Origin of the sequence: Mesorhizobium sp. M0991 (assembly GCF_040318915.1) — a bacterium.
GTDB lineage: Bacteria > Pseudomonadota > Alphaproteobacteria > Rhizobiales > Rhizobiaceae > Mesorhizobium.
The window spans coordinates 1-26,088 of sequence record NZ_JAMYNE010000011.1 but is presented as its reverse complement, the minus strand read 5'-3'; the positions used below and the strand labels follow the sequence as shown (position 1 = coordinate 26,088).

General features: G+C 64.0%; 28 protein-coding genes and 1 pseudogene. 16 read left to right on the top strand and 13 right to left on the bottom strand.

Going from position 1 to position 26,088, the window contains the following annotated elements:
- Nucleotides 1-70 precede the first annotated feature (70 nt).
- Nucleotides 71-496, bottom strand: coding sequence for a DUF3775 domain-containing protein (locus NKH70_RS17335; protein WP_292658164.1), 426 nt, complete (start codon nucleotides 494-496; stop codon nucleotides 71-73).
- Nucleotides 497-733: 237 nt separating this feature from the next.
- Between NKH70_RS17335 and NKH70_RS17330 the strand changes: the two genes are divergently transcribed.
- Together NKH70_RS17330 and greA are read left to right on the top strand one after the other, a co-directional pair.
- A complete protein-coding gene (locus NKH70_RS17330; protein WP_352912488.1) occupies nucleotides 734-1,294 on the top strand; it encodes a tetratricopeptide repeat protein in 561 nt (186 codons plus the stop codon).
- A 317-nt stretch (nucleotides 1,295-1,611) separates the two neighbouring features.
- Nucleotides 1,612-2,085 carry a transcription elongation factor GreA gene (gene greA, locus NKH70_RS17325; RefSeq protein ID WP_023719113.1) on the top strand — a complete coding sequence of 158 codons (474 nt, stop codon included), beginning with the start codon at nucleotides 1,612-1,614 and terminating at the stop codon, nucleotides 2,083-2,085.
- A 138-nt stretch (nucleotides 2,086-2,223) separates the two neighbouring features.
- Here greA and waaC read toward each other — a convergent pair whose 3' ends face one another.
- Genes waaC through rfaD form a run of 3 tightly spaced genes read right to left on the bottom strand, consistent with a single transcriptional unit; the run spans nucleotide 2,224 to nucleotide 5,119 of the window.
- Nucleotides 2,224-3,192 (bottom strand): lipopolysaccharide heptosyltransferase I, encoded by a 969-nt coding sequence (gene waaC / locus NKH70_RS17320; protein WP_352912487.1) that lies wholly within the window; start codon nucleotides 3,190-3,192, stop codon nucleotides 2,224-2,226.
- Nucleotides 3,189-4,196, bottom strand: coding sequence for a lipopolysaccharide heptosyltransferase II (waaF, locus tag NKH70_RS17315; RefSeq protein ID WP_352713021.1), 1,008 nt, complete (start codon nucleotides 4,194-4,196; stop codon nucleotides 3,189-3,191). The genes waaC and waaF overlap by 4 nt, the downstream gene beginning before the upstream one ends.
- Nucleotides 4,169-5,119 (bottom strand): ADP-glyceromanno-heptose 6-epimerase, encoded by a 951-nt coding sequence (rfaD, locus tag NKH70_RS17310; protein WP_353025745.1) that lies wholly within the window; start codon nucleotides 5,117-5,119, stop codon nucleotides 4,169-4,171. Before rfaD ends, waaF begins: the two co-directional genes overlap by 28 nt.
- A 175-nt stretch (nucleotides 5,120-5,294) precedes the next feature.
- Here rfaD and NKH70_RS17305 point away from each other — a divergent pair, with 175 nt between their 5' ends.
- The 3 genes from NKH70_RS17305 to NKH70_RS17295 all read left to right on the top strand — a co-directional run bounded on the left by NKH70_RS17305 (nucleotide 5,295) and on the right by NKH70_RS17295 (nucleotide 8,128).
- Nucleotides 5,295-5,927, top strand: a complete 633-nt coding sequence (locus tag NKH70_RS17305) for a LysE family translocator (protein WP_352713016.1) — start codon at nucleotides 5,295-5,297, stop codon at nucleotides 5,925-5,927.
- Between the two features lie 139 nt (nucleotides 5,928-6,066).
- Complete coding sequence (rfaE1, locus tag NKH70_RS17300) at nucleotides 6,067-7,545, top strand: D-glycero-beta-D-manno-heptose-7-phosphate kinase (protein WP_352713013.1); 1,479 nt, start codon at nucleotides 6,067-6,069, stop codon at nucleotides 7,543-7,545.
- 7 nt (nucleotides 7,546-7,552) lie between these two features.
- Nucleotides 7,553-8,128, top strand: a complete 576-nt coding sequence (locus NKH70_RS17295; protein ID WP_352713011.1) for a D-sedoheptulose-7-phosphate isomerase — start codon at nucleotides 7,553-7,555, stop codon at nucleotides 8,126-8,128.
- 215 nt (nucleotides 8,129-8,343) lie between these two features.
- Here the strand turns inward: NKH70_RS17295 and NKH70_RS17290 are convergent, their stop codons facing one another.
- Nucleotides 8,344-8,820, bottom strand: coding sequence for an Lrp/AsnC family transcriptional regulator (locus NKH70_RS17290; RefSeq protein ID WP_353025744.1), 477 nt, complete (start codon nucleotides 8,818-8,820; stop codon nucleotides 8,344-8,346).
- Between the two features lie 267 nt (nucleotides 8,821-9,087).
- Here NKH70_RS17290 and trxB point away from each other — a divergent pair, with 267 nt between their 5' ends.
- Both trxB and NKH70_RS17280 read left to right on the top strand, forming a co-directional pair.
- Nucleotides 9,088-10,062, top strand: a complete 975-nt coding sequence (gene trxB / locus NKH70_RS17285) for a thioredoxin-disulfide reductase (protein WP_352713006.1) — start codon at nucleotides 9,088-9,090, stop codon at nucleotides 10,060-10,062.
- Between the two features lie 97 nt (nucleotides 10,063-10,159).
- Nucleotides 10,160-11,056: a LysR family transcriptional regulator gene (locus tag NKH70_RS17280; protein ID WP_352713003.1), complete on the top strand. Its 897-nt coding sequence runs from the start codon at nucleotides 10,160-10,162 to the stop codon at nucleotides 11,054-11,056.
- Between the two features lie 269 nt (nucleotides 11,057-11,325).
- Here the strand turns inward: NKH70_RS17280 and NKH70_RS17275 are convergent, their stop codons facing one another.
- Nucleotides 11,326-11,967, bottom strand: a complete 642-nt coding sequence (locus NKH70_RS17275; RefSeq protein ID WP_352912486.1) for a TetR/AcrR family transcriptional regulator — start codon at nucleotides 11,965-11,967, stop codon at nucleotides 11,326-11,328.
- Nucleotides 11,968-12,088: 121 nt separating this feature from the next.
- On the opposite strand from NKH70_RS17275, the gene NKH70_RS17270 reads away from it, so the two are divergent.
- A complete protein-coding gene (locus tag NKH70_RS17270; RefSeq protein WP_352713000.1) occupies nucleotides 12,089-12,841 on the top strand; it encodes an SDR family oxidoreductase in 753 nt (250 codons plus the stop codon).
- Between the two features lie 19 nt (nucleotides 12,842-12,860).
- On the opposite strand, the gene NKH70_RS17265 is transcribed toward NKH70_RS17270, so the two are convergent.
- The 3 genes from NKH70_RS17265 to NKH70_RS17255 all read right to left on the bottom strand — a co-directional run bounded on the left by NKH70_RS17265 (nucleotide 12,861) and on the right by NKH70_RS17255 (nucleotide 17,353).
- Nucleotides 12,861-13,358: a methyltransferase family protein gene (locus NKH70_RS17265; RefSeq protein ID WP_352712997.1), complete on the bottom strand. Its 498-nt coding sequence runs from the start codon at nucleotides 13,356-13,358 to the stop codon at nucleotides 12,861-12,863.
- Nucleotides 13,359-14,268: 910 nt separating this feature from the next.
- Nucleotides 14,269-16,320: an elongation factor G gene (locus NKH70_RS17260; RefSeq protein WP_352712995.1), complete on the bottom strand. Its 2,052-nt coding sequence runs from the start codon at nucleotides 16,318-16,320 to the stop codon at nucleotides 14,269-14,271.
- A 166-nt stretch (nucleotides 16,321-16,486) separates the two neighbouring features.
- Nucleotides 16,487-17,353, bottom strand: a complete 867-nt coding sequence (locus tag NKH70_RS17255) for an alpha/beta fold hydrolase (RefSeq protein WP_352712993.1) — start codon at nucleotides 17,351-17,353, stop codon at nucleotides 16,487-16,489.
- A gap of 146 nt (nucleotides 17,354-17,499) precedes the next feature.
- Here NKH70_RS17255 and NKH70_RS17250 point away from each other — a divergent pair, with 146 nt between their 5' ends.
- A complete protein-coding gene (locus tag NKH70_RS17250; RefSeq protein ID WP_353025743.1) occupies nucleotides 17,500-18,096 on the top strand; it encodes a methyltransferase family protein in 597 nt (198 codons plus the stop codon).
- A 29-nt stretch (nucleotides 18,097-18,125) separates the two neighbouring features.
- Complete coding sequence (locus NKH70_RS17245) at nucleotides 18,126-18,521, top strand: (R)-mandelonitrile lyase (protein ID WP_352712989.1); 396 nt, start codon at nucleotides 18,126-18,128, stop codon at nucleotides 18,519-18,521.
- A 6-nt stretch (nucleotides 18,522-18,527) separates the two neighbouring features.
- On the opposite strand, the gene NKH70_RS17240 is transcribed toward NKH70_RS17245, so the two are convergent.
- The gene (locus NKH70_RS17240) at nucleotides 18,528-19,730 is read right to left on the bottom strand and encodes a pyridoxal phosphate-dependent aminotransferase (RefSeq protein ID WP_352712987.1); all 1,203 of its coding nucleotides are present in this window, start codon (nucleotides 19,728-19,730) and stop codon (nucleotides 18,528-18,530) included.
- A gap of 203 nt (nucleotides 19,731-19,933) precedes the next feature.
- Between NKH70_RS17240 and NKH70_RS17235 the strand changes: the two genes are divergently transcribed.
- The 3 genes from NKH70_RS17235 (at nucleotide 19,934) to NKH70_RS17225 (ending at nucleotide 22,410) form a co-directional block, all read left to right on the top strand.
- Nucleotides 19,934-20,827 carry an EAL domain-containing protein gene (locus NKH70_RS17235; RefSeq protein WP_352712984.1) on the top strand — a complete coding sequence of 298 codons (894 nt, stop codon included), beginning with the start codon at nucleotides 19,934-19,936 and terminating at the stop codon, nucleotides 20,825-20,827.
- Nucleotides 20,824-21,678: an EAL domain-containing protein gene (locus NKH70_RS17230; RefSeq protein ID WP_352712981.1), complete on the top strand. Its 855-nt coding sequence runs from the start codon at nucleotides 20,824-20,826 to the stop codon at nucleotides 21,676-21,678. Before NKH70_RS17235 ends, NKH70_RS17230 begins: the two co-directional genes overlap by 4 nt.
- A 123-nt stretch (nucleotides 21,679-21,801) precedes the next feature.
- Entirely contained in the window at nucleotides 21,802-22,410 is a 609-nt protein-coding gene (locus NKH70_RS17225; protein WP_352712978.1) for a glutathione S-transferase family protein, read from the top strand.
- Between the two features lie 483 nt (nucleotides 22,411-22,893).
- On the opposite strand, the gene NKH70_RS17220 is transcribed toward NKH70_RS17225, so the two are convergent.
- Nucleotides 22,894-23,106, bottom strand: coding sequence for a cold-shock protein (locus tag NKH70_RS17220; RefSeq protein WP_023678332.1), 213 nt, complete (start codon nucleotides 23,104-23,106; stop codon nucleotides 22,894-22,896).
- Nucleotides 23,107-23,406: 300 nt separating this feature from the next.
- Between NKH70_RS17220 and NKH70_RS17215 the strand changes: the two genes are divergently transcribed.
- Nucleotides 23,407-23,733, top strand: a complete 327-nt coding sequence (locus NKH70_RS17215) for a hypothetical protein (protein ID WP_023719370.1) — start codon at nucleotides 23,407-23,409, stop codon at nucleotides 23,731-23,733.
- A 51-nt stretch (nucleotides 23,734-23,784) separates the two neighbouring features.
- Here the strand turns inward: NKH70_RS17215 and NKH70_RS17210 are convergent, their stop codons facing one another.
- On the bottom strand, nucleotides 23,785-24,357 hold the full coding sequence (locus tag NKH70_RS17210; RefSeq protein WP_352722223.1) for a methylated-DNA--[protein]-cysteine S-methyltransferase: 573 nt from the start codon (nucleotides 24,355-24,357) through the stop codon (nucleotides 23,785-23,787).
- 163 nt (nucleotides 24,358-24,520) lie between these two features.
- Between NKH70_RS17210 and NKH70_RS17205 the strand changes: the two genes are divergently transcribed.
- A complete protein-coding gene (locus NKH70_RS17205; protein WP_352722222.1) occupies nucleotides 24,521-25,342 on the top strand; it encodes a transglycosylase SLT domain-containing protein in 822 nt (273 codons plus the stop codon).
- Nucleotides 25,335-25,823 (top strand): GNAT family N-acetyltransferase, encoded by a 489-nt coding sequence (locus NKH70_RS17200; protein WP_352722219.1) that lies wholly within the window; start codon nucleotides 25,335-25,337, stop codon nucleotides 25,821-25,823. The genes NKH70_RS17205 and NKH70_RS17200 overlap by 8 nt, the downstream gene beginning before the upstream one ends.
- Before the next feature lie 84 nt (nucleotides 25,824-25,907).
- On the opposite strand, the pseudogene NKH70_RS17195 reads toward NKH70_RS17200, so the two are convergent.
- Nucleotides 25,908-26,088, bottom strand: a pseudogene (locus tag NKH70_RS17195) (IS630 family transposase); the annotation flags it as partial.

Genomic DNA, 26,088 nt, shown 5'->3' with positions numbered 1-26,088 from the left:
GCAACGGCCAGAATGCGGGGAAGTTGCCTTGGGCGAGGGGGGCGGCCGATCACAATCGGTAACCGCGCCGTCACGCGCCGATCGCTTCCAGGCCTTCCTCGAGCCAGTCCGCCAGCAGCGGCATGCCGAGCAGATATTTTGCCGTGCGCTTGTTGGCGCGCTCGCGGGCGGCGGCCAGCGCGTCCGTCCATTCCGTAGCGTCATAGTCGCCGCGGCCGACCCAGGCCAACGCAATCAGTTCGGCCGCTTCGTCGACATTGAGATCGTCGATCAGCTCGCGCAGTTCCTCCTCGGTGAGATCTTCGGAACTTTCCTCGGCAAGGCCGTCATGATGGTGGTTGTCGTGCGCGTTGCCGTCGAGCTCTACCTCGTGCTCGGCGCCGTCGGCATAGTCTTCGTTGACGGCGGCGCTGAGCGCCTTCGCCTTGAGGATGAACAGGCGCACGGTGTCGGGACCGATCGAAAGCTCCCAGTCTCGTTCAACGCGTTGCTGCACCGGCCGTCTCCCTGCTTCGTGCTCGGTCGGCCCGATGATAGCGGATTTGCAGCGCTCGTCACGTTCTCTCGCGCGTCGGCGTTAATCGTGAAGCATGATTTCCGATGCCCTCTGTTCCCGGGATAAGATGGCCTTCCTGGGAGAGATCGCCGTTTTGAGATAGGATGGCATTTTCCGGGGACGAAACGGCTTCGGCCCGGCGTTAGTGTTGCATTGTCAGGTTCAAAGGAGAGTTCGATGCGCAGACGATTGCTGATTTACGCCATGGCCATCGCCGCCCTGCCGCTGATTGCGGCTCCGGCGTTTTCGGCTGGTGAAGGCGGGGGAGGTGGTGGCGGCGGCGGCGGCAATGGCGGCGGCGGCGGCCAGAGCCAGTGCAAGAAGGGGGAGGCCTGGGACAAGAAGCAGAAGAAATGTGTCTCGCCGAAGCAAGGTATGCTGGACGACGACAGCATCTATGATGCCGGTCGCGCGCTGGCGATGGATGGACGCTATGACGAGGCGATCGCCGTGCTCAGCCTCGCCGCCAACAAGCAGGACCCGCGCATCCTCAACTATCTCGGCTATTCGCACCGCCATTCCGGCCGCATCACCGTCGGCCTCGGCTATTACGAGGAAGCGCTGCGCATCGACCCCAATTACACGCTGGTGCGCGAATATCTCGGCGAGGCACACCTGCAGATCGGCGATCTTGCCGGCGCCCAGGAACAGCTCCGCGAAATCGAGAAGCGCACGGGCAAGGGATCTCGCGAATACGGCATGCTTTCTGAGCAGATCGATCACTTCATGAGGAGCTGATCCGACCTCCGGGACGCTGCTCATAACCGGCTGCGGCGATCGCAGCCGGTTTTTTGCTATGCTGCACATGCTGCCCCGAACCGGAATTGGCCTCACGGTACACGTGATGCGCTCCTTGACGTTAGGTCAGCCGCGCCATCGGTGGATGATTTTTCAAAATCCGACTTTTTGGACGTGAAAAACCCGCGAAGATTGCTATATCTTGCAAGATTGTGGTGAGACGGTTCCGTTAGCGAGGCTGCCGGACCGTTTTCTTTTTGTACCATCGACAAGGTCGCTCCCGATTGCGGGGGCGGCGGCAGGAAAGGTCAGGCATTATGAACAAGGTCCCGATGACAGGCGAGGGGTTCGCGTCATTGAAGGAAGAACTGCGCTGGCGCCAGCAACAGGAGCGGCCGCGTATTATCGAGGCGATTTCCGAAGCGCGCTCGCATGGCGACCTCTCCGAAAATGCCGAATATCACGCGGCAAAAGAGGCACAGAGCCTCAATGAGGGCCGGGTCAACGAACTCGAGGACCTGATCGCGCGAGCCGAGGTGATCGACGTCACCAAGCTCAGCGGCGACAAGGTCAAGTTCGGCGCCACCGTGGTGCTGGTCGACGAGGATACCGAGGAGAAAAAGACCTACCAGATCGTCGGCGACCAGGAAGCAGACGTGAAGTCCGGCCGCATCTCGATCTCCTCGCCGATCGCGCGTGCCCTGATCGGCAAGGAAGTCGGCGATGCCATCGAGGTCAATGCGCCGGGCGGCGCCAGGGGCTACGAGATCGTCCAGGTGCAGTTCATCTAGGACCTTTTGATAATTCTACTCTGGCGGCCGACTAGCGCGGTTTTCTGCGCTTCCGGTGCTCACGTACTTTAAGTACGCTCCGCTCCGGTTCTCGAAAACCACGCTATTCGACTCGCCAGAGCGAATTCTGAAAAGGTCCTATGCAGCGCCTTGTAATTTAAGCGCCAGCAATCTCTCGGCTTCCGCCATCACCTCCGGCGGCGTGACGCTACGGCCGGGCCTCGCCAGCAGCGTCGATGAGAATGGCCCGCGTGGCCCCGTCAGGCCGGGCTCCGTCGCCAGGAACACCGCCACCGTCGGCAGACCGAAAGCGCTGGCGAGATGGGTCAGGCCGGTGTCGGCGCCGATGACCAGCGCCGAGCCGCCGATGACAGCGGCGATCTCGGCAAGCGGCGACCTGGGAAACACCACGGTCTGCGCAACGGCGCCGGCGATCGCCTCGGCAACCGCCTTTTCCCGGTCGTTCGACCAGGTGGTGACCGGCGTCATTCCCGTGCCCACCAGCAGGCGGGCGGTTTCGATCCAGTCCGCGACCGGCCATTTCTTGTCCTCGCGGCTGGTGCCGTGCAGCAGGAAGGCGGTCTTTTCGCCGACAAATCTTCCGGCTGGCGGCACGATGCCCGATTCAAGCCGGGAAAAATCCGGCTCGTAGCCGAGCGCCAGCCCGAACAGCCGTCTCGTGCGCTCGATGGCATGCAGGCCGCGCGGCACGGCGTCGCGATGGCCATAAAACAGGCTCGCCGAAGGCTCGCGGGCGCTCGACCGGTCGAAACCGGCGATCGGTGCTGCCGCCAGCCGTGCCACCAGCGCCGATTTCAGCAAGCCTTGTGCATCGAGGACAAGGTCGTAGCGGCAATCTCGCAAGGCGCGGCGCAAGCCGACCACTTCCCGCCACGTGCCGGGCTGGAGCAGCTTCCTGCGCCAGCGCCGGATCGCCACGCTGTGGATGGTTTGGATGGCTGGATGCAGCGCCACGATTCCGGCAAATGCCTCTTCCACGCACCAGTCGAAGGAGATATCCGGCCGGGCGCGGCGCGCATCCTCGACCGCCGGGAAGGTGTGGATGACGTCGCCCATCGACGACGTCTTGACGATCAGCACCTTCATGCGGCGGCCGGCATTTCCAGCAGCCGCTCCGCCGCAGCCACGACCCGTTCGACCTCCAGCGTCTTCAGGCAGTTGAGATGGCCGAGCGGGCAGGTCTTTCTGTGGCAGGGCGAACAGGACAGGCCGAGCCAGACCAGTTCGCGGCGCTCGGCGAGCGGCGGCGTGTTCTCAGGCGAGGTCGAGCCGTAGACGGCGACGACCGGCGTGCCGACGGCGGCGGCGACATGCATCAGCCCGCTGTCGTTGGAGACGGCGAGCCTCGCCGCCGCGATCAGGTCGATGGCATCCTCGAGCCTTGTCTGGCCGGCGAGATCGACGGCGCCCGGCGCCAGCGCGGCGATTTCAGCCGTCACCTGGGCGTCGTTCTTCGATCCGAACAGTGCGACGCCAAACCCTTTCGCCATCATCTCGCGGGCAAGCCCGGCATAGTGTTCGCTCGGCCAGCGCTTGGCCGGGCCGAATTCGGCGCCCGGCATCAGTGCCACGAATTTCCCCGGCGTCAGCCCGAAACGGCCGAGCAGTGCCGCCTGGCTGGCTTGATCGACCGCAAGCTTCGGGGCCCGGAAGGCGCCGCCCCGGGCAAGGCTGAAATAGGCCTGCGCGGTGCGCCGTTTCAGGCGATCGGGCAACGGCACGATGTCGGTCAGCAGCCCATAGCGCATTTCCTTGAGATGGCCGACGCGGCGCGGAATACCGGCAAAGAACGGGATCAGCGCCGATTTCCAGCTTCCCGGCAGGACAAAGGCCATGTCGTAGCGGCCGCGCAGCAGGCGGCCGAAGCGCCTTCGGATGCGGAATTCGAACGCGCCGGATTTCAGCGGCACGTCGATCTGCTGGCGGATTTCGGGCATGCGCTTGACCAGCGGCGCTGCCCAGGCCGGCGCCAGCACGTCTATGGCGGCATCCGGATGAAGCTCCCTCAGCGCCGAGAATAGGCACTGGGCCATCACCATGTCGCCCACCCAGCGTGGGCCGATCACGAGGATCGTTGGGCTTTCAGCCATTCGACATAGTCTCTGACGCCGGTTTCCACTGTGCGGAACTGGCCATTGTAACCGGCTGCGCGCAAGCGGGACATATCAGCTTGCGTAAAGCTCTGGTAGCTGCCCTTGAGGTGGTCGGGAAACTCGATGAACTCGATCTGGCCTTGGCCGAGCGTATCGATCACCGTTTCGGCAATGGCGCGGAAGGGCTGGGCCTTGCCTGTGCCGCAGTTGAAGATGCCGCTCGAACCGCGTCTCCACAGCCACAGATTGACGTCGGCGACATCGCCGACATGGATGAAATCGCGGCTCTGCTCGCCGGGCCCGAAACCGTCATAGGCGCCGAACAGCTTGGGGTTTTCGCCGCGTTCGACCTGGTTGAACAAATGGAAGGCAACAGAGGCCATGGCGCCCTTGTGCGCCTCGCGCGGTCCGTAGACGTTGAAATAACGCAGGCCCGCCACCGGCGAATGATCCGTATCGAATACGGTACGGCGGACATAGTCGTCGAACAGCTTTTTCGAATAGGCATAGATGTTGAGCGGGCGTTCGTATTGCGGCTCCTCGCGGAACTCGGCGCCGCCGCCATAGACCGAAGCGGACGAGGCATAGAGGAAGGGCACGCGCAGGGCCAGGCAGGCGTGCAGCAGGCGCTTCGAATAGGTGTAGTTGACCTCCATCATGAACTTGCCGTTCCATTCGGTGGTGGTCGAGCAGGCGCCCTGGTGGAAGACGGCCTCGATGCGGCCGAGGTCTCCGGCCTCCATCCGCGCCAGGAAATCGTCCTTGTCGAGATAGTCGGCGATCTCGAGATCGGCGAGGTTGGCGATCTTGTGGCCGTAGGTGAGGTCGTCGACGACGAGGATGTCGCTGAAACCGTCGGCGTTGAGCGCGGCGACGATGTTGGAACCGATCATGCCGGCGCCGCCCGTGACGATGATCATGAAAGCCTCTGGTACCTTGTGCCGGTTGTAGCCCTTGTGGGATTCTGGCCTTATAGGGGAGGCGGGCCGGGCTGTCGACAAAGCAGGTGGCGGGCGGCCGGATGAGCGCCATAGTGGCGCCGCAAAGGTCACGTTTCAGTCGGCCTGCCGGCCGACCGGCGACAGGAGCAAGGCAATGCCGTCAACCGAACTGCTTGTCGCCTTTTTTGCCACCACGGCGATCTTCGCCTATATCCCCGGCCCCGCCATGCTCTATGCCGCCGCGCAAACCATGGCGCGCGGCCGCTGGTCCGGCCTGATGGCGGCGCTCGGCATCCATCTTGGCGGCTACGTTCATGTCTTCGCCGCCGCTGTTGGCCTGTCGGTGCTTTTCCATGCCGTGCCGGTGCTTTACATGGCAGTCAAGCTGGTCGGTGCGCTGTATCTGATCTGGCTCGGTGTTTCGCTGTTTCGCGCCAAGGCGCAAGGCGATGCCGTCTTGCCGGGAATTCAGCCGAAATCTGCCCGCCGCGCCTTTTTCGAGAGCGTTGCCGTTGAGGTGCTCAACCCGAAAACGGCGATTTTCTTCATGGCGTTCCTGCCGCAATTCATCGATGCCTCGGCAGCGTTTCCGGTCTGGCTGCAGTTCGTCGTGCTTGGAACGATCGTCAATTTGATGTTCTCGTCGGCCGACATTGTTTGCGTGGTGCTGGCCGGCGCGGTGATCGCCAGGCTGCGGCAGTCGAGCCGGGCGCAGCGCCTGATGCGGCGCGCCGGCGGTACGGTGCTCGTCGGGCTGGGCATGCATGTCGCGTTGCAGAAAAGCTGACGCACTGTCTCGCCGCCGCGATCGGTCGAAGGCCTACCGTTGCGTCGGCTGAAATTGCGGTATATCGGCATCGCCTTGAACGGCCGGCCCTGCCAATCGAGTTTCCCTGTCACTGAAATCGGCTCTCCCGCGCGTTGACATGATCAAGCTTCCTTCACCCGAACCTCTTCACCGCGCCATCTCGCGCTTCGGCAACGCCACCGTGCTGGTGGTCGGCGATTTCATCCTCGACCGTTTCGTCAATGGCGTGATCGAGCGCATTTCGCCGGAAGCGCCGATCCCCGTGCTGCACGGGCGCGGCGAAACGCTGGCCATGGGCGGCGCCGGCAATGTCGTCGCCAATATCGTTTCGCTCGGCGCTGCCGCGATACCGGTCTCGGGGATCGGCGCTGACGAGGCCGGCAAGAACGTCATGCGCATGCTCGGCGAATTTCGCGTCGACACCGGCGGGCTGGCGCAGGATGCCGATCGCATGACCTCGTCCAAAAGCCGGTTCAGCGCGCTCAACCAGCAGGTGCTGCGTTTCGACGAAGAGGAAATCAAGCCGCTGGGCGATGCCGAGCGCGCGACATTGGTCGGGCATTTTCGCGAAGCGCTGGCGCGCGCCGACATCGTCATCCTGTCCGACTATGGCAAGGGCGTGCTGCTCGGCGGCGTCGCCGGCGAGCTGATCTCGATTTGCCGGGAAGCGGGCAAGCCGGTGCTGGTCGATCCGAAGGGCAGCGATTATGCGCGTTATGCCGGCGCGACGGCAATCACGCCCAACCGCAAAGAACTCGGCGAGGCGGTCGGGCGCGCAGTGTTTGCCGACGACGAAATCGAGGCGGCGGCGCGCCAGCTGATTTCGGCGCACGGTTTCGATTTCGTCGTCGCGACGCGCAGCGAAAAGGGCATGAGCGTCGTCGGTGCGGACGACGCCCGCCATATCGCCACGCAGGCGCGCGAAGTGTTCGACGTTTCGGGCGCCGGCGACACGGTGATCGCGACCTTCGCGCTGGCCCTGGCGGCAGGGGCCGATCGCGTCATGGCCGGATCCATCGCCAACGCAGCCGGCGGCGTTGTCGTCGGCAAGCGCGGCACGGCGCGGCTGACGATCGAGGAACTCACCGGTGCGCTGTTTCGCTCGCACGGCCCGGTTGCCCACAAGGATGCCATCCTCGATGCCGCCGCCGCGGCGCGGCTGGTGGGGGCCTGGAAGGACGAGGGCTTGAGCGTCGGTTTCACCAATGGCTGTTTCGATATCCTGCATGCCGGCCATGTCAGCCTGTTGCATGCGGCGCGCAGCCAGTGCGACCGGCTGGTGCTCGGCCTCAACAGCGATGCCTCGGTGCGCCGGCTGAAAGGGCCGGGACGCCCGGTCAACGACCAGCATGACCGGGCCTGCGTGCTGGCAGCACTTGCCTCGGTCGACGCCGTCGTCATCTTCGAGGAGGATACGCCGCTTTCGCTGATCGAGGCGCTGAGCCCCGACATACTGGTCAAGGGCGCCGACTATACGGTCGATCAGGTGGTTGGCGCCGATGTCGTGCAGAAGGCCGGCGGGCGCGTCGTGCTGGTCGATCTCGTCGCCGGCAAGAGCACGACCGGCACCATCGGCAGATTGCGCGCCGGGAACTGAGGGTTTCATGTCCGAACTGAACGATTACCTGGTCCGCTCGGCGGCTGCGATTTCGGCGATGGTGGAGCGCGACCTGACCAGCGAGATGGAGCGGGCGGTCAACGCCGTCGTCGCCGCGCTTTCGCAGGGCAAGGTGCTGCTGATAGCCGGCAATGGCGGCTCGGCCAGCGACGCCATCCACATCGCCGGCGAGTTGGTCGGCCGCTTCCTCAGGGAGCGCAAGGCCTACAACGTCATCGCGCTGCCGGCCAACGCGGCAGTGCTGACCGCCTGGGGGAATGATTACGGCTTCGACACGGTGTTTGCACGCCAGGTCGAGGCGCATGGCTCGGCGGGCGCCGTGCTGCTCGCCATCTCGACCAGCGGCAATTCGCCAAGCATCCTCGCCGCCGCCCAACAGGCGCGCATGATGGGCATAACGGTGATCAGCCTGACCGGCGACACCGGCGGCAAGCTGAAGCCGCTCTCCGACATCCTGCTCAACGTACCCTCGACCTCGACGCCGATCATCCAGCAGGGGCATCTGTGCCTCTATCACCATTTGTGCGAAATGGTCGAAGAGCGCCTCTGCGACGCGGGGTGATCGGGCATTCGGAGTTGATGCCGTGGGCGAAGCTGCAATCTCCCCCGAAAGGGGGGAGATCGGCAAATTCATCGAGGTCGCCACATTTTGTTCTTGCTTTGTGCCGGCAGCTATGCTACTAATTTGGGTATGGTGATGATTCCCACCGACGACCCGCTCCCGAGGCGGGTTTTTTGTTTCCGGTTTTTTGTTTCTCAGGCGCCTTGCCTGGTCTCTCAAGCCGAAAACGCCACCAGCCCTTCGTCTTTGACCCGCCGGATGGTCAGCGCGGTTCGCACCGTATCGACATTTGGGGCCGAGGCCAGTTCCTCGATGACGAAGGTCTGGAAGGTGCCGAGGTCGCTCGCTACGCAATGCAGCAGGAAATCGGACTCGCCCGACACCATCCAGGCATCGCGAACGATCGGCCAGCCGCGGGTTCGCTCGGCGAAGGTCTTGAGCTCGGCGTCGGCCTGGTGATGCAGGCCGATCAGGCAGAAGGCGACGACGTCGAGGCCGAGCGCCGGTGCGTTGAGCAGTGCGCGGTAGCCGCGGATGATGCCGGCCTCTTCCAACCGCCGGACGCGGCGCAGGCACGGCGGCGCCGAAATGCCGACGCGGCCCGACAGTTCGACATTGGTCATGCGTCCGTCCCGCTGAAGCTCGCGCAGGATCTTCCAGTCGATGGCATCGAGATCGGCCTTGATCGGCATGGTGGCTTCCGTGCGGCTTCCGTGGTGACGCGAAAGAATCTTTCGCGACTTTGTAGTTAAACGACTTTGCTGTCTATTCCATCCGCTGGATCGAGGATTTTCGCATCATCTTGCTGCGGGTTGCTTGTCGCCGTCGCCGGCGCCGAAGCTTTCCGGGGACGAACGGCAACTTGCCTTGCTGGCGTCGCAGGCAACACTTACATTACGCGCAACAATCGACGAGAGTTCATGCCACAATCCATGGCTGCTCCCCCGCAGAGGCTTTTCATGATCACCAAGCACGCGCCTGTTCTCATCATCGGCTCCGGCCCTGCCGGCTATACGGCGGCGATCTATGCCGCCCGCGCCATGCTCAAGCCGATGCTGGTCGCCGGCCTGCAGCAGGGCGGGCAACTGATGATCACCACCGACGTCGAAAACTATCCGGGCTTCGCCGAACCGATCCAGGGTCCATGGCTGATGAGCGAAATGCTCAGGCAGGCCGAGCATGTCGGCACCGACATCGTCAACGACATCATCACCGAGGTCGACCTCAACGTGCGGCCGTTCCGCGCCAAGGGCGATTCCGGCACGATCTATACCGCCGACGCGCTGATCATCGCCACCGGCGCTCAGGCGAAATGGCTGGGCATCCCGAGCGAACAGACCTTCATGGGGTTTGGCGTTTCGGCCTGCGCCACCTGCGACGGCTTCTTCTACCGCGGCAAGGATGTCGCGGTGATCGGCGGCGGCAATTCGGCGGTGGAGGAAGCGCTCTATCTCTCCAACCTGGCCAAGAGCGTCACCGTCATCCACAGGCGCAGCGATTTCCGCGCCGAGCGCATCCTGCGCGAGCGGCTGCTGCGGAAAGACAATGTCCGCGTCATCTGGGACACGGTGGTCGACGAGGTCACCGGCCGGCCCGGCAAGGCGCCGATGCCGCCTTCGGTCGAAGGGCTGAAGCTGCGCAACGTGGTGACTGGGCAGGAGATGCATCTGGTGGTCGACGGCGTGTTCGTGGCGATCGGCCACGCGCCGGCGGTCGAGCTGTTTGCCGGCAAGCTGAAGCAGAAGCCGAACGGCTATCTGTGGACGGCGCCGGATTCGACCCGCACCGACATGCCGGGCGTGTTCGCCGCCGGCGACGTGACCGACGATATCTACCGCCAGGCGGTGACGGCTGCCGGGCTCGGTTGCATGGCCGCGCTCGAGGCGGAAAAATATCTGGCAGGGATCGAGGTTCACCGCGAAGCGGCGGAGTGATTGTTCGACAAGCGGCTGAGAAGAGCCGCGCAAAAGCCTGATTTTTCATTCAGACGCCATAACAGGCGGACGCCAGAAAACAGGACGAGGGGAAATCATGGCGTTGGATTGGGACAAGCTACGCGTGTTTCACGCCGCAGCGGAAGCGGGGTCGTTCACGCATGCGGCGGAAACACTGCATTTGTCGCAATCGGCGATCTCCCGGCAGGTCAGCGCGCTCGAGCATGATGTCGGCGTCCCGCTGTTCAACCGCCACGCTCGCGGCCTGGTGCTGACCGAGCAGGGCGAGATGCTGTTCCGCACGGCGCACGACGTGCTGATGAAGCTCGAAACCATCAAGTCGCGACTGACCGAAACCAAGGACCGGCCCTCCGGCGTGCTCAGGGTGACGACCACGGTCGGCCTCGGCGCCGGCTGGCTGACCGAGCGCGTGCAGGAGTTCATCGAGCTCTATCCCGAGGTCAGCCTGCAGCTCATCCTGGCCAATGAGGAACTCGACCTCACGATGCGCCAGGCCGACTGCGCCATCCGGTTGCGCCAGCCGCAGCAGCCGGACCTTATTCAGCGCCGTCTGTTCACCGTGCATTTCCATCTCTACGCGGCGCCCTCCTATGTGAACAAACACGGCAAGCCGAATTCGATCGCCGAGCTGAAGGCCCATCGCATCGTCACCTTCGGCGTGCCGGTGCCGGCGCACCTGTCGGAACTGAACTGGCTGGAGACGGTCGGCGATTTCGAAGGCGGGCAAAGGGTGCCGACGCTGCAGATCAACGACATCCTATCGATCAAGCGGGCGGTGCAGGGCGGCGCCGGTATCGCCATGCTGCCCGATTACGTGGTCAGCAAGGATTCGGGGCTGGTGCAGTTGCTGCCCGAGACCGAGGTGCCGTCCTTCGATACTTATTTCGCCTATCCCGACGCGATGAAGAACCAGGCGAAGCTGCATGTCTTCCGCGATTTCATCATCGCCAAGGCGCGCAGCTGGTCGTTTTAGTTTCTAGTCAGCCCGCCGGCTTTCCGAGCAACGTCGGCGATTGGCGAAAGCTTCGGCGAAAGCGTCCTTCTCCCCGCCACTATACGGGGAGAAGATGGCGGTAGCCAGATGAGGTGCAGCACCAGCCTTTGTCGTACTTGGCTTGGCTCGGCGATGGGCAGTCCTGATATGTCGTGCCGCCCCTCATCGCCCTGCCGGGCACTTCTCCCCGTATAGTGACGGGGAGAAGGGGGCTGTATCGCCGGTTTCGCTAATTATCGGCTTCTGGGCTAGGAGCGCGCCGGCGTGCTGGCGCCGTAGCGCAAACCATCGACGAGCAGGGCAACCATGCGCCGCGCCTGGGCAGGGCCGCCACCATGTGCCGGCATGGCAAGGCTGGCGGCCGCCCCCAACAGGTCGCCCGGCTCGATATCGGCGCGCACCTCGCCGGCCGCGGCCGCTGCCTCTAGCAATGTTTGGAGCGCGGGCCGGAGCCGTTGGTTGAAATAGGCAGGCAAAGTCTCGAAGGCCGGATTGCCTGAGTACAAGGCTGCCGCGAGGCCGCGTTTTGCCGTGATGAAATCCACGTAGCGCTGCATCCACAGGGCCAGCGCTTCACCCGGCTCATGCTTCCTGGCCAGGATCGGCGCGGCGTCCGCACAGGCGTCAACCTCGTTGCGGAAGACGGCCACGATCAGGTCCGAGCGCTGTGGAAAGTGGCGGTAGACGGTGCCGACGCCGACGCCAGCCTTTTCCGCGATCTCTCGCACCGGAGCCTCCACGCCGGAGGTCGCGAACACCGCCATGGCCGCCCGGAGCAACGCGTCGATGTTGCGCCGTGCGTCGGCGCGCACGTGGCGATCCGCGCGGTCGCGGGGTTCCAGACCATCGCCTTGATCTTTCGTTTTGCCGTTCGGCGCTTTTTCGTCCATCAAATTGCCTCTTGCAAACGGAACCTTGTTCCGGATATATATGGAACGTGGTTCCGTTTGACTTGTATCTAGCACGGCAAGGCGGTGTTGGCCACACGTCGGTGCACAGAAGGAGATTACCATGCAGGACAAACCCGTCGCCCTGGTCACCGGGGCCAACAAGGGCATCGGTCTTCAGATCGCCAAGGATCTCGCGGCGAACGGCCTCACCGTGCTCGTAGGATCGCGCAGGCTCGAGCATGCGGAGGCAGCCGCAAAGAGCATCGGAGGGGATGCCCACGCCCTGCAGCTCGACGTCACCGACCAGGCGTCGATCGCCGCCGCGGCAGAGCGCATCCGTATCGAACTCGGCCGCCTCGACGTGCTGGTGAACAATGCCGGCATCTCCCATGCGGGAAAGCCGGGCAGGCCGCTCGAGGAGATCATCAACTCGGGCCGCCCGAGTGTTGCCTCTCTCGACGACGTACGCGCGGTGTTCGAGACGAACGTGTTTGGCGTCATCGCCGTCACGCAAGCGATGCTGCGGCTCCTTCGTGAGGCGCCGGCGGCACGTATCGTCAACGTATCGAGCGGCGCCGGCTCGCAGACATTGAACGCGGATCCGGCCTTTCCGTACCGCACTTCGTTTGGCGCCGTTTACAACCCGTCGAAGACGGCGGTCAACGCGATGACGCTCGCCTTCGCCATCGAGCTCCAGGAGACCGGCATTAAGGTCAACGCTGCGTGCCCGGGCTACACCGCGACGGAGCTGAACAACTTCGAAGGTCCGCGCACCGTCGAACAGGCCGCGCGGGAGCCCGTGCGCCTCGCGCTTCTCGACGCGAACGGTCCGACGGGCACGTTCTCGAACGAGGACGGCCCGCTGCCGTGGTGACGCAGCCTTCGAGGCTGCTTCAGCCGCGCCAAGGTGTCAGGCGGGGCAGCCAGCCTGGTACGGCGCGGCGGTAGGCTTCGTATTCGTCGCCGTAGCGGCGGGCAAGCGTCGGTTCCTCATATAGTTTCACGAAGGAGATCATGGCGGCCGCGGCGATGATTAGATAAGCAGCGACCGTCCAGCTCGAAAACAGCAGCGCCTGGCCGAGGACGATCGACAGCACGGCGACGTACATCGGGTTGCGGACATGGCGGTAGATGCCGCCGACGACCAGCCTTTCGGTCGGCGCGACCGGGGCGGGCGTACCCAGGCCCTCCAGGGCAAACCGGGCGAAGGCATGCAGCAGTATGGCTGTGCCGGCGATAACCAGCAGCCAGCCCACAGGAACGAAACCGGGCAGTCTCGACCAGGGCAGGCGATAGCGGTCGGTCAGCAGCCAAGGCACCAGTCCGGCGACCACGCCGGGCGCTGCAGCAAGGAAGATGACGCTGCCGGCGATCGCCGAAGCGGCCCGCATGGAGGTCTCCTTACCTAGAGCCTGTTCCATCCCGATAGAATCGGGTTGGAGCTCTATCTTCCTGTTCGACCGGGATCATGCTCCAAGGCGCGCCCTTGAACGGTCTCCTGCGACGCGCTTCAGGTCTTGTCCTTGGCATGTAAACCAAACCGCTGCACCCTCAGGTCAAGCTCGATGGCGGGCTTTTAGGCGACATGCACCAGCAAGGTCTGGCTGCCGAAAAAACAAACGCGTGCTGCACGATTCTACGTCATCCTGCGTTTTTCGACTTTCCGAGCAGGAATCGCTGCTGATTCGCGGCTGCAGATCGATTTTTCCCTTGCCGCACGCTGCATTTCAGCGATTCAACTGGTCCTATTGGGCTTCGGGACGGATTAGACCACAGCCGACGCCTTTTTGCATGTGTGTGTTGCAAAATAGATGCTTGTTTCTTGGGCATGAAGAGCACATATATAGATCATCTCCTGAGCGCGTTCTCCTCCCATTAGCGCTCTCGAGTGTTCCCCTCTGGAGGTTAGCCTTAACAGGCACTTCCAATCAAACTCAGCCGGGTCTTCATTGATCCGGCTTTTTTGTTGCCTGAAACCAACACATCGCCAGAAAATCGGCCGGAACGGCCGCGTAACAGTGACATGTAACCTCGGGTAACATGCCGCGGGCGCGCCAAATCGATTAAGCAGAACATAGGACGCGGTGTGGTTCGTCCGGGGGATGGGGGCATCACTCGGACGATCCGGGCTCAGGCGGCTACCGCGTCCGAACCTTCCTCCGCCGCCGGGCACCGGCGGCAAATATGCGGCGGACCTGCCGTTTCGCCTCCCACGAAGACGGTCCGCAACGAAACGGCGCCCGGATGGTCCGGGCGCCGTTTCCTTGTGTGTCCCTTGTGTTCTGGCCGCCAGCTGCCGTTTCAGGCGGCCTTGCCGTTGGTGTTCAGCGCTTCGTCGGCCAACCGGCCGGTGAGTTCGGCCATGTGATCGAAGACGGCCCGGTAGCTGGCGACACCCGCTGTGGCCGAACGCAGCTCGATGATGAGGTCGCCGATCTCGGCCTGCGGCATGGTCGCCTCGACCACGTCCCATCCCGGCCAATCGGGCCGCGCGTCGTAGCCGAGGATCTGGCCGCGCCGCTGCGGGATCAGCGCGATGATCTTCGACGTCGCATCCGACGGCGTGACGATCTCGACCTTCATTACCGGCTCGAGCAGCACCGGCGAGCACGCGGCCATGCCTTCCTTCATCGCCAGCTTCGCTGCCATCTGGAAGGCCATGTCGGAGGAATCGACCGCATGGTAGGAGCCGTCGGAGAGGTTGACGGCAACATCGACGACCGGGAAGCCGAGCGGGCCGGATTTCAGATAATCGCGCACGCCGGTCTCGACCGACTGGATGTAGGTCTTCGGCACGACGCCGCCGGTGATCGTATCGGTGAACTGGAAGCCTGACCCGCGCGGCAGCGGTTTGATCTCCAGCACCACATCGCCGAACTGGCCGTGGCCGCCCGATTGTTTCTTGTGGCGGCCGCGCTGCTGCGTCGCTTTGCGGATCGTCTCCCGATAGGGCACGGCCGGCACATGGCCTTCGATCGGGATCTGGTTCTTGCCTTCCAGCCGCTCGCGCACGACGCGCAGATGCATCTCGCCATGACCGGACAGCACGGTTTCGGCCGAATCCTGGTTGTGATGCAGGTTGAGCGAGGGATCTTCCTCGGCCAGGCGCTGGATGGCCGCCGACATCTTGACCTCGTCCTTGCGCTCCTTCGGTCGCAGCGCGAAGGCGAAGACCGGTTGCGGCGGCGCCAGCGTGACCAGCGGCTTGATGCCGCCCTTGGTCGAGCTCAGCGTCTGGCCGGTCCTGACGGCGTCCAGCTTGCCGAGCGCGACCGTGTCGCCGGCCTTGGCCGAAATCAGCTTGACCTGGTCCTTGCCGAGCATCTTGTAGATGCCGGAGACCTTTGCCGTCTCGCCGGTGGAAAGGAACAGCTCGGCTGCGTCGGCGACCTGGCCGGACAGGATGCGCGAGACCGACAGCTTGCCGCCATGCGCGGTGTGGATGGTCTTCATCACCTGGACCACGGTGGCATTGCCGTCGGGCGCGCCGAGACGCTGGCGCGTCGCCTCGATGTCGGGTGCGTCGTGACGGATCGCCTTCAACAGGCGCAGCACGCCATTGCCCTTCTCGGCGGTGCCGATCAGCACCGGCGTCACTATGCCGTCGCGCAGGTCGGCGGCAAGATCGTCGAATATCGCGTCCTTCGGCGGTTCGATCTCGTCCAGCAATTGCTCCATCAGGCGGTCGTCATGGTCGGCGAGCGTCTCCAGCATGGAAAAACGCGCCTCGAGCTCGCGCGCCTTGTCGTCGCTCGGGATCTGGGCGACCTCGCTCTCGGCATATTCGCGATAGATGTAGGCGCGCTCCAAAGCGAGGTCGATCGAGCCGATGACGACCCCGTCCTTGCGCAGCGGGATCTGGCGCAGCAGCAATGGCACCGAGCTTGCCGGCTGCAGCATCTTCAGCGTGTCGCGCACGCCTGCTATCGCTTTGTCGACCTTGTTCAGGAACAGCATGCGCGGCACGCCGAGATCGTCGAGCTTGCGCATGATCAGCTGCAGGGCAGGGATCTTCTTCTCGTCAGCCTCGGCAACGACCACGGCGACGTCACAGGCGGCCAGCACCGGCTCGGCTTCGAAGGAGAATTCGATGGATCCGGGACAATCGACGAAGGTGAACGGCTCGCCCATGAATTCGGTGGTGGCGAAGGTCGCCTCGACGCTCATGCCGTGAGCGCGCGCCTCGGGCGAATGATCGGAAACGGTATTTCCCGACGAAACGGGATTCTGACGGGGAATGGCGCCTGTACGGGCGAGTATGGCTTCGAGAAGTGTCGTCTTACCGCTGGCGAAGGGACCGACTATGGCAATGCATTTCGGTCCCGTGCGTCGTCCTCCGGCGCGAGTACCCATGGCTGACCTCCACTCAGGCGTTTCCCTGTGAGCGGCGGCCGGCCTGTCGGCCGTCGCGGGCGAGGCTTTTTTCAATTTGCCACCTACCCAAAGGGCATCGTCCCACGGGCAGGCCGGGAGGGCAAGGGATTTGAAGTTGAAGGGATTTGAAGTTGAGGGGCTGGGTTCAGCCGGTGCCGGCTAGGCGCGACGCCAGCGGGGGTGCGTCGACGCGCTGCACCGCCACCGTCTCGGCAAAGCGCGCGAGCAACCGATTGAACAGGTCCGCACGCTCCCAGAAAGGCGCATGCCCGGCGCCGGAGATGACGTGGCAATGCTCCCACAGCGAGCCGTATGCGAGCGTCTCAAAATAGCCGAGCCGGACGAACGGATCGTTCTCGCCATTGACGACGGCGACCGGAATCGCCGCCTGCTCGACCACTTGTCTCTGGTCGGCGCCCTTGCCGGTGAGCATGCCGCGCGTCACCGCGGCGCGCAGCCGGCCGTCGGTGCGCAGGATGGCTTGGCGGAAGGACGGATCGGCGGTGTCGCCGAAACACAGCGTCTCGAAGCGCTCGGCATCGCGTTCGGAATACGTCTTTTTGGACGCCAGCAGCATGTCCCAATGCGCGTGGAAGCCGCGCAGCATGCCGAAAGGACCCTTCGATACCGGCGGCGCGCCGGTCAGCATCAGCCCGCCGATGGCGCGGTGAAAACTCGCGAGTTCGATTGCCACGTGCCCGCCAAGCGACCAGCCGAAGACGACGGCGCGGCCGATGCCCAAGGCATCGAGGAGCTGAGCCGCCGATTGGGCAAGGCCGGCGATGGTGTAGTCCGTCGCCGGATCGCGGGCGTCCGAGGATTCGCCATGGCCGGGCAGGTCGAAAGCAATCAACCGATGGGCAGCGGCCAACGGGCTGTCGAACTGGCGGGCGAATACGGCGCGCGAACTGCCCGAGCCGTGGATCAGGACAAGCGGGATGCCGGGTCCCGACGACTGGCTGAGGCGCAAATCCGCTTGCGGCGTGCGGATCGTGCGGTGGGAAACGGCCATATCTGGTTGGACCTTGGGATTGTCTCCAGGTCAACATCGCATGCCGAGGTCACCATGTTGTTTAGAACGGTGGTTAAGAAATGATTTCTCGGTTTCTGCCGGGTATGATGAACGAATCCACCACAGCTAACCCCGGGACCCTGATGATGGAATCCACGCTCGACCTTCTCGTCTCGATCAGCAGCGTCGCCACGCTCGGCCAATATGCCTGGTCGATGCGCGCGCATTTCCAGTCGCCGAGCATGTCCCAAGGCGCCATGATCATTTCGGCCGTCGTGGTCGGCACGGCGCTGTTCTTTCTTGCGCTGCTTTGGATCGAGCGGCAGCCGGTGGCGGCGAAGATCGGCGGGCTCGCCATCGAACTGGCAAGCTCGGCGCTGTTCTGGTGGGCGATCTCGGTCTCCCGCAAGGCGCGGCTGCGGTTCGCATTCGATCCGGACAATCCCGACAGCCTGGTGACCGAAGGCCCTTATCTCCATGTCCGGCATCCGTTCTACACATCCTACATTATCTTTTGGATCGGGTGGGGCATCGCGACCTGGTCGGTCTGGGCGGTGGTGCCGGTCGCCGGTATCGTTACGATCTATGTGATCGCAGCCTTGGACGAAGAACGAAAATTTTCGCGGACAAGGTTGGCCGACGCCTACGACGCCTACCGCAGGCGCACCGGCCTGTTTTGGCCGCGCCTTGCCCGCAGCCGGCAGGACATGCAGCCGGCGTCGGACGAAAGTGGTAGGCTCTAGACACTGGATTGGATCGAGGACTTGCGACGATGAAGATTATTGCCTGCGGCAGCGTGCCGACGATCGTTGCGCCGGAGACATATTTTACCGGCCGGGTTTTGCAGACGCCGATCATCGAGAAAGAGGCGCCGGCGCGGCTACGCGCCACGCTGGTCAGTTTCGAGCCCGGCGCCCGCACCCACTGGCACACGCATCCGCTCGGCCAGACGCTCTACGTCACGTCCGGTGCCGGTCTCGCGCAAAGCTGGGGCGGCCCGATCCAGGAGATCAGGGCCGGCGACGTCATCTCCTTTGCGGCCGGCGAAAAGCACTGGCACGGCGCCGCGCCCAAATCGGCGATGACCCACATCGCCATGCAGGAGGCACTCGAGAGTGTGCATGTCGATTGGCTGGAGAAGGTCAGCGACGAGCAGTATGGCGGCTGAAACGTCTCAGGCCAGCGAGGCAGTAAAGCGCTGGATGCGCGTGCAGGCCTCTTCGAGCAGAGCCTCCGACGTGGCGTAGGAGATGCGGAAGTTCGGGCCGAGGCCAAAAGCCGAGCCGAAAACGACCGCCACGCCCTCGGCCTCGAGCAGTTCCGAGCAGAAGGTTTCGTCGCTGTCGATCACCTTGCCGCTCTTGGTCTTCCTGCCGATCAGCTGGGCACAGGAGGGATAGACGTAGAACGCACCCTCCGGCGACGGGCAGGTGATGCCGCGCGCCTGGTTGAGCATCGAGACGACGAGATCGCGCCGGCCCTGGAAAATCACCTTGTTCTTCGGGATAAAATCCTGCGGGCCGTTCAGCGCTTCGACCGCCGCCCATTGGGCGATGGTACAGGCGCCGGAGGTCTGCTGGCCCTGGATCATGTCCATCGCCTTGATCAGCGGCACCGGGCCTGCCGCATAGCCGATGCGCCAGCCGGTCATGGCATAGGCCTTCGACACGCCGTTCATGGTCAGCGTGCGCTCATAGAGCTTTGGCTCGACCTCGGCGATGGTCTTGAAGACGAAGTCGCCATAAGTCAGGTGCTCGTACATGTCGTCGGTCAGCACCCAGACATGGGGATGCTTCAACAGCACGTCGGCCAGGCTCTTGAGCTCCGCCTCGGTATAGGCGGCGCCCGACGGGTTGGACGGCGAGTTCATCAACAGCCATTTGGTGCGCGGCGTGATCGCCTTTTCCAGCACGGCCGCCGTCAGCTTGAAGCCGTTGTCGATGGAGGTGTCGGCAAAGGCCGAGGTGCCGCCGCAGATCGCCACCATTTCGGGATAGCTCACCCAGTAGGGCCGCGGGATGATCACCTCGTCGCCGGGGTTCAGCGTCGCCATGAAGGCGTTGAACAGGATCTGCTTGCCACCGGTGCCGACGATGGTCTGGTCCGGCCGGTAGTCGAGATTGTTCTCGCGCTTGAACTTTTTCGCGATCGCTTCGCGCAGCGGCACGATGCCGGAGACCGGCGGATATTTCGTCTCGCCGCGGCGGATGGCCTCGATCGCGGCGTTCTTGATGTTGTCGGGGGTGTCGAAGTCCGGCTCGCCGGCGCCCAGCCCGATCACGTCACGGCCGGCGTTTTTCAGCTCGCGCGCCTTCTGCGTCACTGCGATGGTCGCGGAAGGCTTTACGCGGGAAAGGACGTCGGCAAGAAAGGCCATGAGAAATATCTCCAGAAAGGACCGGCGCGGCGAAGGCGCCGCGGCGCCTCTCATGTCGCATCGTTTTGCCAAGCGCAAGCCCAGCGCAGGCATTGTCGAATGAGCCAGCGCGCAATGCTGGCAACAATAAATTCATCAACGATCGGTAAAAGCTTGAACGGCAGGACCGTAGCCGGTCCGCCAGTCTCGCACAGCGAGGAACCGTGACGCGCAGCATCGGGCTTGCCCATATCATCCGCCATGATGACGGCACCGCCAGCGGTGTCTGGGGGGTCTATACGCTGCAAAGCGCGTTCCAGCCGATCTTCGCCTTCAACAAGGGCAAGCTTTCCGTCGTCGCGTTCGAGGGGCTGATCCGGCCGTTCCGCGAAGGCGAGCCGCAGCCGCCAACGAGTTTCTTCAACAGCTGTCCGGCGGTCGACCGCCTGCATATCGAGGCGCTGACAAGGACGCTGCACCTTCTGAACGCCGGCGCCTGCCTGCCGCGAGACGCCTCGATCTTCATCAACTTCGATCCATCGGTGTTCACCGACCGCAGCATCGCCGACAAGGCGCTGCGCGACATGCGGCTGGTGCTGCACGAGGCCGACATCGATCCGCGCCGCGTCGTCTGCGAGGTCACCGAGCAGAAATCGGCATCGCAGGAAACGCTCTACAATTTCGTCGAGGCGCTCAGGGGCAATGGTTTGCGCATTGCGGTCGACGATTACGGCGCCGACGAGTCCGACATCAATCGCATCAAGGAACTCAGGCCCGACATCGTCAAGTTCGATGCCGACTGGATCATGACGCTGATGGAATCCGGTGCCGGCTTCGCCTTGCTGACCGCCATGGTGACGAGCTTCGAAGAGCAAGGCATCCGTACGGTGTTCGAGGGCATCGAGACGGGCTGGCAGCTCGAGCTCGCCGAAAAGTCGGGCGCCTCGATGGTGCAGGGCTATGTGCTGGCGCGCCCCGAGCTTGCGCCGACCAGCTTCCGCGTCTTCGAAAAGAGCGGGCAGGCGGCTGCGGTGTCGGCCGATACGGAGAAGGTTTCTGCGGCCGTTTCGCCATCGCGACGGCCGATGCGGGCCTTTGGCCGCAGGGTGGCATCGTGACCGGGCAAGCCGACATGCGGCGCAAGGTCGGCGAGGCGATCTTTGCCGACGAGGTCGGCATCGAATATGGCGTCTACGGCGCATTCCGGCTGAGGAGCGCCTACCAGCCGGTCTTCGCGCCCCGCGGCAGGTTTCTCGCCGCCGTCGCGGTCGAGGGACTGATCGAGCCGCATCGTGCAGGCAGGCCGATGGCGCCGCAAATCTTCTTCGAAGATGTGCCGACTGCGGATCGGCTGTTTGTCGAAACCATGTGCCGGGTGCTGCATTTGCGCAACTTCCGCAACATCGGCGTCGACGGGCTCGACCTGTTCTTCAACTACAATCCGCTGATCAACGATGACCCCGCACGGGCGCTGGCCGAAATCAGGCTGATGACCAGGCATCTGGCGGATTTCGGCCTGCATCCCGGCATGCTGGTCTGCGAGATCACCGAGCAGGCGGCCGGCGACAAGGTGCTTGTCAGCCTGGCGCGTGAGATGCGGCGCGACGGCGTCCGCATCGCCATCGACGATTTTGGCACCGGGCATTCGACGGAAGAAAGGGTCGCCCTCGTGCAGCCCGACATCGTCAAGATCGACGGCACCTGGTTCGCCGAATTCTGCCGCCATGCCGCCGCCGAGCGGTTTTTCCGGCCGCTGGTTTCGACGCTGCACGACCGTGGCGCCAAGGTGCTGGTCGAAGGCGTCGAGAACGCCACGCATCTGCGCGTCGCGCTGGATGGCGGCGTCGACCTGCTGCAGGGTTTTTACCTCGCCCGGCCGGCGCTGGCCGGCATGCTGTTCGACGAGGAGCCGCTGTCGACCGACAGGCTGCTCGGCAGGGATAGCAACGTCATTCCGTTGTTCGGATAAATGCATCAGCGACGCTGATGGTTACGCCAAAACAAATCACTGGATGAAGCCGCCGCTGCCGAGATAGAGGCTTGAGGCTGGATCAGCCCTGAGACGGGTGGTTGCGAGCAAGGGGGAGCACCGATGATACTCTATGGAATGATCGACAGCGGCAATTGCTACAAGCCGCGCCTGTTGATGGCCAAGCTCGGCATCCCTTTCACCAATGTCGAGGTCAGCTCGCATACCGGCGACACGCGCAAGCCCGACTATGTCGCCAAGAACCCGAACGCCATGGTGCCCCTGCTCGAACTCGACGACGGCCGCCGGCTGGCCGAATCCAACGCCATCCTGCTCTACCTCGCCGAAGGCACGCGGTTTCTGCCGGCGGACAGATATGAACGCGCGCTGGCCTACCAGTGGCTGTTCTTCGAGCAATACAGCCACGAGCCTTATATCGCCGTGCGCAGGGCGCTGCTGACCTTTCCAGAACGCGCGAAAGACGCGACACCCGATCGGCTGGCGGTGACGCTGGAGCGCGGCAACAAGGCGCTCGGCGTCATGGACAAGCACCTGGCCGGGAGCAGCTTCTTCGCCGGCAATGCGCTCAGCGTCGCTGACATCGCGCTCTATGCCTATACGCATACGGCCGAGACGGGTGGGTTTCAGCTCGACGCCTATCCGGCGGTGGCCGCCTGGCTGCAACGGGTCGAGGCCGACCCGGGGCATGTGCCGCTGGAGTGGGTAGGTTGAGTGCAACTCGCCAATCTTGCTGAGCAACGTTGGGCTGAGCAACATTGGCGATTGGCGGAATCTTCGGCGAAGGCGTCCTTCTCCCCGTCTCTATACGGGGAGAAGATGGCGGCAGCCAGATGAGGGGCAGCGCCAGCCTTCGTCGTGATATCGTGCTTGGCTTGGCGAAGGGCAGTCCTGATACGTCGCGCTGCCCCTCATCGCCCTGCCGGGCACTTCTCCCCGTATAGAGACGGGGAGAAGGACGCCGTGTCGCCGGTTTCGCCAATCGTCGGTCTAAATCCAAACAGCAAAAAGGCGGGACAAAATCCCGCCTTCCCATGCTTGGTAGCCTGATCGGGAGCGTTTTGGCCGGGCCGGCAGCAATCTGCTGCTTCGGCTTGTCGGGGTCTGTCGCTCCGGCGCGCTTCTCGCGCGACTGTCAGTACATCCGTGACTTGCCGCGCGCCCCGGGCTATCGCCCGGCGCGCGCCATTCGCAAAATCAGGCTGCCTTGCTCAGAGATCCAGCGGACGACTTGCCAGTGCGGCGGTCCTGCTCGATCTCGAAGTTGATCTTCTGGCCTTCGACCAGGGTCGACAGTCCAGCGCGCTCGACTGCGGAGATGTGAACGAAAACGTCCGCGCCGCCGCTGTCAGGCTGAATGAAGCCGAAACCCTTGGTGGAATTAAACCACTTGACCGTACCTGTTGCCATTTCGATAGTCCTTTACGTTTGCTTTAGTTTGACTGGACCGAAACCCAGCCGGTTTGTATCGAGATTTTGGAGATAGAACGTCAGCAAACGCGAATATCGCGAGGCCCGGATCGATCGGCCGAAATATCAATGCACCGCATATAATATGCTTTCGCGCGAAAAACAAGACGGGGCGGAAAATGGCGCGGCGGCAACGCTGCCCAACGGCCGCCCCAATCGCGTGAGAGCGTCGTCGTTGCGCGCCTGACGCGGGAGGATCGCGCGGGCTTCGGGCGCGACCGGGTTTTGGGGAGAGGGGCCATGAAAATCGTTCTGCTTGCCGCTTGCCTGACGCTGGTGGCCGCCGAGGCGCAGGCGGTCTCGCGTTACGACCCGACGCGCATGAGCTGCGGCAAGGTGCAGGCGACGATCGCGCGCGAGGGCGCGGTCATCCTGCGCTACAGATCGGCGCGCGTGCCGGGGCTGGCGCTCTACGACCGCTATGTGCGGAGCCAGCAATTCTGCGACATCGGCGAGGTCAGGGCGCGGGCCTCGGTGCCGAGCGCCGACACGAATTCCTGCACCGTCTATAAATGCAAGCGGGTGGAGATCGATCGGCGCTTCCGCCGGCGCCTGCTTCCGGATTAGGCTGGTCGAGATGGTGCGCTGGGTGCCGGCCTCATCTGAATATCAGCACACCTAAAACCCGAACGACACCTGCGCGGGCGGCGGCGGGCCGACGCGTACGCCTTCCATTGCCAGCATCTTTTCCTTGGTAGCCGAGCCGCCGGGGGCGGAAAAGCCGCCGATCTTGCCGCCGGCGGCAAGGATGCGGTGACAGGGAATGACCAGCGGCACCGGGTTGGCGCCGAGTGCGGCGCCCGTTTCACGCGCGAGCCCGGCATGGCCGGCGCGTTTGGCCAGTTCGCCATAGGTGGTGGTTTCGCCGAAGCCGAGCTTTCGCGCCGCGTCATAGATCGCCAGGCGGAACTCGTCGACGCCGCTGAGATCGACCGGCACGTTGGAGAAATCGATGTCCTCGCCGGCGGCATAGGCCTTGATCGAGGCGATCAGCTCGGCAATCCATTGCGGTTCGGGCTTGGCGGCTTGTTCGACGTGTGAGGCATGGCGCAGCAGCCGGCGCTCCACCGCGTCGCGATTGCGCTGCGGCAGGCAGAGCCGGGTCAGCCCGGCATCGCTCCAGGCGATGCCCATGAAGCCGAGCACGGTCTCGAAGACCGCGTGGCCGGCGGTGGCATGAGAGGCGTCCATGGCGTGCTCCTTTCCGGAATCCTTCGAAGTACAAATCCAGAACAATATCGCATTTCCCGGCCCGGCTCGCCACCCGAAAACCACCGTCTACCGCGGATTGCCGGGGGAAAGATGCTGGTGTAAGGACTTTCTTAACACCCGACGAACCGGACCCGAGCGCCGCTTGCCAGCAAAATTCCTCTTTCCCGTCCTAGCGGCGGTGTTGGCCGTCGCCGCTCTCAGCGGTTGCACCTCGACTTCGCCGGTGACCCCGGCGCCGGCCTTCACCGAAAATGCGGCCAACACCGATGCCGGCTTCACGCTGGCGCTGCCCGACACGGTTTCGGTGCTGCCGGAACCGTCCGGCGTCGCCCAGACGGCGGCGCTGCCGGTCGAGCCCGCCGCCGCCTTTGCCGGGCCGACACCGCTGGCGGCAACTACCCCCGCCGTCATGACCGCCAATGCCCAGCCAGCCGCCGCGACGGCCGCCGTCGCCATGCCGGTCACCGAACAGACCGCCGCCATGCCCGGCGTTCAGCCGGTCGCTTACACGGTGCCGCAGAACCCGGCCGTTCTGGCCGCGATCGACCCCACCGAGGGCCAGTCGAATGCCGGCGGCCGCAGCGAGATCGAGCGGCTGATCGAGAAATATTCCGCGCTCTACCAGGTGCCGGTCGACCTGGTGCGCAGCGTCGTCAACCGCGAGAGCACGTTCAACCCGAAGGCCTATAATCGCGGCCATTGGGGGCTGATGCAGATCAAGCACGCGACGGCGCGCGGCATGGGCTATGACGGGCCGGCAAGCGGCCTGTTCGACGCCGAGACCAATCTGAAATACGCGGTGAAATATCTGCGCGGCGCCTGGCTGGTCTCAGGCGGTAACCCCAAGCGCGCCGACCGGCTCTACCAGAGCGGCTATTACTATGACGCCAAGCGTAAGGGGATGCTGGGCGAAACCGGCCTCGGCAGCGACAGCCTGCGCCGCCGCATGCAGCCCGATGCCTGAGCCGCGCCCACCGGCGCCGAACGACATCCGCCTGCGCAAGATCCTCGACGACACGCTTCTGGCGCCGCGCTGGCCAGAAGGTTTTTTCATGCGCGGCTTCGAAGCCGCCGATGCGCTCGCACTGCATGCGCTTTTGACCGCGGTGTTCGACGACGGCGCCGACGGGCCGTTCGACGAATGGTGGCCGCGTATTTCGGGCGACGCGGAATTCGACCCGGCTTTGTGTTTCGTGGTTATCGATCGCAAGGGCCGGCTGGCGGGCGCGGCGCTCTGCTGGACGCGGGCTTTCGTCAAGGACCTTGCCGTCCATCCCGAGGCGCGCGGCAAGGGCATTGCCGAGGCGCTGATGCGGCACGCGTTTGCGGTGTTTCAGGCAAGGGGCGCGGCGCATGTCGACCTCAAGACCAATACTGTCGAGAACGCCGCCGCGGTCAGGCTTTACCAGCGGCTGGGGATGCTCGAGGTAGACTGGGCAGGGTGAGGGGCGGCAAGCGCCTCGGTAAGTGCGGCGATGTTCAGCAGAGGCTGTGACGCTCGAAGGTAACGGCATGGATCCTAGAGTCTTTCACGTTTTGACGGAAGCGTATCCGGCGTTTGCGAAGTAGTTTTTGCATTCGCCGGGTTCGATCGTCGCAACGAGGTGGCCGATGTGGCGCCAAGCGTCCTCGACGGTACGCTTCTGAGCTTGTCGCATCCAATGCTTGATCTTGGCGAAGGCCTGCTCGATCGGGTTGAGGTCGGGGGAG

What these genes read in the sequence shown, in the direction of transcription:
- NKH70_RS17220 (WP_023678332.1), bottom strand. Translation starts at nt 23,106, where the DNA reads ATGGCAACAGGTACGGTCAAGTGGTTTAATTCCACCAAGGGTTTCGGC.
- NKH70_RS17305 (WP_352713016.1), top strand. Translation starts at nt 5,295, where the DNA reads ATGCCGTCAACCGAACTGCTTGTCGCCTTTTTTGCCACCACGGCGATC.
- waaF (WP_352713021.1), bottom strand. Translation starts at nt 4,196, where the DNA reads ATGGCTGAAAGCCCAACGATCCTCGTGATCGGCCCACGCTGGGTGGGC.
- NKH70_RS17280 (WP_352713003.1), top strand. Translation starts at nt 10,160, where the DNA reads ATGGCGTTGGATTGGGACAAGCTACGCGTGTTTCACGCCGCAGCGGAA.
- NKH70_RS17330 (WP_352912488.1), top strand. Translation starts at nt 734, where the DNA reads ATGCGCAGACGATTGCTGATTTACGCCATGGCCATCGCCGCCCTGCCG.
- NKH70_RS17295 (WP_352713011.1), top strand. Translation starts at nt 7,553, where the DNA reads ATGTCCGAACTGAACGATTACCTGGTCCGCTCGGCGGCTGCGATTTCG.
- NKH70_RS17240 (WP_352712987.1), bottom strand. Translation starts at nt 19,730, where the DNA reads ATGGCCTTTCTTGCCGACGTCCTTTCCCGCGTAAAGCCTTCCGCGACC.
- NKH70_RS17270 (WP_352713000.1), top strand. Translation starts at nt 12,089, where the DNA reads ATGCAGGACAAACCCGTCGCCCTGGTCACCGGGGCCAACAAGGGCATC.
- NKH70_RS17250 (WP_353025743.1), top strand. Translation starts at nt 17,500, where the DNA reads ATGGAATCCACGCTCGACCTTCTCGTCTCGATCAGCAGCGTCGCCACG.
- NKH70_RS17265 (WP_352712997.1), bottom strand. Translation starts at nt 13,358, where the DNA reads ATGCGGGCCGCTTCGGCGATCGCCGGCAGCGTCATCTTCCTTGCTGCA.
- greA (WP_023719113.1), top strand. Translation starts at nt 1,612, where the DNA reads ATGAACAAGGTCCCGATGACAGGCGAGGGGTTCGCGTCATTGAAGGAA.
- rfaD (WP_353025745.1), bottom strand. Translation starts at nt 5,119, where the DNA reads ATGATCATCGTCACGGGCGGCGCCGGCATGATCGGTTCCAACATCGTC.
- NKH70_RS17225 (WP_352712978.1), top strand. Translation starts at nt 21,802, where the DNA reads ATGATACTCTATGGAATGATCGACAGCGGCAATTGCTACAAGCCGCGC.
- NKH70_RS17215 (WP_023719370.1), top strand. Translation starts at nt 23,407, where the DNA reads ATGAAAATCGTTCTGCTTGCCGCTTGCCTGACGCTGGTGGCCGCCGAG.
- NKH70_RS17255 (WP_352712993.1), bottom strand. Translation starts at nt 17,353, where the DNA reads ATGGCCGTTTCCCACCGCACGATCCGCACGCCGCAAGCGGATTTGCGC.
- rfaE1 (WP_352713013.1), top strand. Translation starts at nt 6,067, where the DNA reads ATGATCAAGCTTCCTTCACCCGAACCTCTTCACCGCGCCATCTCGCGC.
- NKH70_RS17210 (WP_352722223.1), bottom strand. Translation starts at nt 24,357, where the DNA reads ATGGACGCCTCTCATGCCACCGCCGGCCACGCGGTCTTCGAGACCGTG.
- NKH70_RS17200 (WP_352722219.1), top strand. Translation starts at nt 25,335, where the DNA reads ATGCCTGAGCCGCGCCCACCGGCGCCGAACGACATCCGCCTGCGCAAG.
- NKH70_RS17245 (WP_352712989.1), top strand. Translation starts at nt 18,126, where the DNA reads ATGAAGATTATTGCCTGCGGCAGCGTGCCGACGATCGTTGCGCCGGAG.
- NKH70_RS17275 (WP_352912486.1), bottom strand. Translation starts at nt 11,967, where the DNA reads ATGGACGAAAAAGCGCCGAACGGCAAAACGAAAGATCAAGGCGATGGT.
- NKH70_RS17290 (WP_353025744.1), bottom strand. Translation starts at nt 8,820, where the DNA reads ATGCCGATCAAGGCCGATCTCGATGCCATCGACTGGAAGATCCTGCGC.
- waaC (WP_352912487.1), bottom strand. Translation starts at nt 3,192, where the DNA reads ATGAAGGTGCTGATCGTCAAGACGTCGTCGATGGGCGACGTCATCCAC.
- trxB (WP_352713006.1), top strand. Translation starts at nt 9,088, where the DNA reads ATGATCACCAAGCACGCGCCTGTTCTCATCATCGGCTCCGGCCCTGCC.
- NKH70_RS17260 (WP_352712995.1), bottom strand. Translation starts at nt 16,320, where the DNA reads ATGGGTACTCGCGCCGGAGGACGACGCACGGGACCGAAATGCATTGCC.